At 73.1% G+C, this 3078-nt stretch carries 2 protein-coding genes; both read right to left on the bottom strand.

Annotated elements, in window-relative coordinates:
- Positions 1-27: 27 nt before the first annotated feature.
- On the bottom strand, positions 28-1659 hold the full coding sequence (locus tag I59_RS22210) for a ParB/Srx family N-terminal domain-containing protein (RefSeq protein ID WP_148286217.1): 1632 nt from the start codon (positions 1657-1659) through the stop codon (positions 28-30).
- A gap of 171 nt (positions 1660-1830) precedes the next feature.
- Entirely contained in the window at positions 1831-2823 is a 993-nt protein-coding gene (locus I59_RS12570; RefSeq protein ID WP_022904166.1) for an NAD-dependent epimerase/dehydratase family protein, read from the bottom strand.
- Positions 2824-3078 lie beyond the last annotated feature (255 nt).

The following is a 3078-nucleotide window of genomic DNA, read 5'->3' on the forward strand; positions in this document are numbered from 1 at the left end:
CCTCCCGTCCGCCGCGCGCCGCGTGGACTACGCGCGCCGCGCCCGACGACGTCGCGCGACCACGATCCCTGTGCCGACGAGCACGGCGAGGAGCGCTGTCACCGCTGCCGGGACGAGGCCCTCGGCGCCGGTGAACGCGAGCTCGCCATCCGGGCCCGCCGCGGAGACGGTGACCGTGGTGGACCCGACGGTCACCCCGTCGACGACCACGACGACCGTGTGGGTCCCGGCCGGCAGCGACGCCGGGACGGTCGCCGCGAGGGTGAACGCGCCGGTGTCGTCGGTCCGGACGGCCCCGAGCAGGACCGGGTCGGAGTGGATCTCGACACGGGCGGCGGTGTCGGCCGCGAACCCGGTGCCGCGGACGGTGATCGAGCCGCCCGCCACGAGGTCACCCTCGACCGTCACCGTGCCCCGGACGGTGGTCGGGTCGGTCGGCCCGTCGTCGCCGGTGCTCGGATCGGACGGTGCCGACGGCGTGGTGCTCGGCTCGGCGGGCTCGGTCGGGGTCGTGCCGGGGTCGGCCGGATCCGTGGGCTCGGTCGGGTCCGTCGGGTCGCTCGGGTCGCTCGGGTCCGTGCCGGGCTCGCCCGGCTCGGCGGCCAGGGTCCTGCGGTACTCCGTCATGTAGGCGAGCTTCCCCGGCTTGTCGGACGAGTACGGCGCCGAGAGCTTCGCCCACTCGCCCTTCGTCACGGCCTTGCCGTCGTTCCAGACGCTCAGGGTGCTGAGGTCGGCTGCGGTGTACCCGCTCTCGGCGTCGACGACGTCGTTCGGGGCGAGCGCGACCTGCGCCCTGGTGATCCGCTCGACGAGCGACAGCGATGCGGCGAAGTCGTCCTGGTCCCACGACGCGAGGCCCAGCTCGGGGTGCGCGCGGAGCCACGATCCCCAGTAGAACTCCTGGAAGGGAACGGCGCCGTCGGCCGTGTAGCCGATGTCCCGACCGAAGTACATGATGCTGCGGGCGCTGTCGTCCTGGAACGCCGCCAACCCGACGTTCTGCGGCAGTCGGGCGGGCGTGATCGACCGGCCCGCGGTGTCCCGGAGCCAGACCCACCGGTTGTCCTGCATCGTCTGCCAGAACTCGGTGGTGCCCAGGCCGGAGAGGTTGCCGAGCACCCGCAGACGGACGTGCACGTCGGGCCCGCTGTCCTCGTCGAACGAGGTGAGCGTGTGGTGCCCGTCCGTGAGGTAGAGGGTGCCGCCGGGGCCGATCACGACGGTCTTCATCGGCGCGATCGTGTCCGGCGTCTCGGACCCGAGCGGGACGGCGCAGGTGAAGGACGACGGATCGGTGAGGGTCGAGGCGGCGGTGGTGGTCGCGGCCTCCTCCTGCCCGTTCGCCTCGCACCAGTCGTCGAACTTCTTGTTGACCGCGTCCTTGCTCAGCGCGGTCGAGTACCGACCGAGCTTGTAGTAGACCTCGTCGTAGCCGAGCGACGGCTGCGTCGGGTGGACGTCGCCGATCCGGACGTCGAGGAGCGTGTCGGGGGCAGCACAGAGCGCGGTCGTGCTGGTCGTGGTGCAGCTCGGGTCGCGGTCGTCGGTGATCGGGGCGGCGGCGGAGGCGGTCGCGGGTGCGACCACGGCGGCGCCGAGGCTGGCGGCCAGCGCGGCGGTGAGTGCGAGGATCCGCATGGTCCGGGGAGCGGGCACGGAGGACTTCCTGTCGGGAGGGGGAGCGGTCGAGGGCACCCGAAGCTGAGTGCCCTCGCATGTTCGCGACCCTGCCTGACCGGCCGGTGACGTCCCGGTGAACGACAGGTGTTGCCCCGCGCCCCTGCCTGCTCCGCGCCACCTCGACCCGCGCCCCTGCCCGCTCCGCCCTCAGAGCCCGGCGACCGTCCGGCGGCACACCTCCTCCCACGGCGTCGGCTCGATGCCGAAGTGCGCGCGCGCCGCCGCGTCGTCGAGGACGTACGGCCGCGTCCACTGGTACGACATGTCGGCCATCTCCCGCATGAACGGCACCACGAGCCCGCTCGCCCGGATGACACCGGCGGGGACACGGCGGACCGTGACCGGCGGCTTCCCGGCGACGGCGAGCATCTCGGTGACCGCCTGCACCTGCGTCCGGGGCGCGTTGGACGGCACGTTCCAGACCCGGCCGTGCGCGGTCTCGTCGAGGGCGGCGGCCACGAGCGTGCGAGCGACGTCGAGCACGTCGGTGAAGGTGTGCGGCTGGTCGGTCCGACCCATCATCGTCACGGCCTTGCCCCGCAGCGCGGCCGGGAGGACCCGGGTGACGTGCCCGTTCGCCCCGACGCCCGGGCCGACGTAGTCCGAGCCGCGCACCTCGACCGCGCGGATCCGGCCGGCTCGGTGCGCTGCGAGCGCGTCGCCCCAGAGCCTCGCGCGGAGGATGCCCTTGTGGTCGGTGGCCGCGTCCGGCAGTCCCTCGTGCATCGGCCCGTCGACGGGGCCGTACGGGTAGAGGTTCCCGGTGATCGCGTACACGGCGCCGGTGCGCTCGACCGCGGTGAGCACGGCCGACATCAGCGGAGGCCAGGTGCGCTCCCACTGGGTGTAGTCGCCGGGGTTCGCGCAGTTGTAGAGGACCGCGGCACCCTCGGTCGCCCGGGTGAGCGCGTCGGCGTCGGAGGCGTCGAGGGCGACGTGACCCACCGCCCCTCCCCGCGGCCTCGGCCGGCCCGCCGCTCCGCGGGCTCCGTGGCGGTCCGGAACCGGGCCGAGGGGGCCCAGGCCGGTGTCGCGTCCCGAGCGGGTGGCGACGGTGACGTCGGCGCCGCGCTCCGCGAGGACGGCGGCGACGTGCCGGCCCACCGGGCCGGCTCCGATGACGAGGTGACGGTCGGACATGGGTTCCTCCTGGGTCTGATTCGGAGAGCGGTGCTCTCGCAGGAGCAGTCTGCACTGCGGAGGGGTCAATTGCAAGAGCGGTGCTCTCGTTTGTGTGCAGTGCTCTCGTGTGGCACGGTGGGGGCATGCAGACGAAATTCCGATCTCATTTCCTTTGGCTTCAGGATAGGTCGGGCAGCGTTGGGTCCTGGCCACGGGTGCGCATGATCGTGCTCCTGTCGTTGAGGACCCGGCTAGGCTGGCGGGGTTGCCTTA

Source organism: Curtobacterium sp. B8 (assembly GCF_000333315.1).
Lineage (GTDB): Bacteria > Actinomycetota > Actinomycetes > Actinomycetales > Microbacteriaceae > Curtobacterium > Curtobacterium luteum.

What these genes read in the sequence shown, in the direction of transcription:
- I59_RS12570 (WP_022904166.1), bottom strand. Translation starts at nt 2,823, where the DNA reads ATGTCCGACCGTCACCTCGTCATCGGAGCCGGCCCGGTGGGCCGGCAC.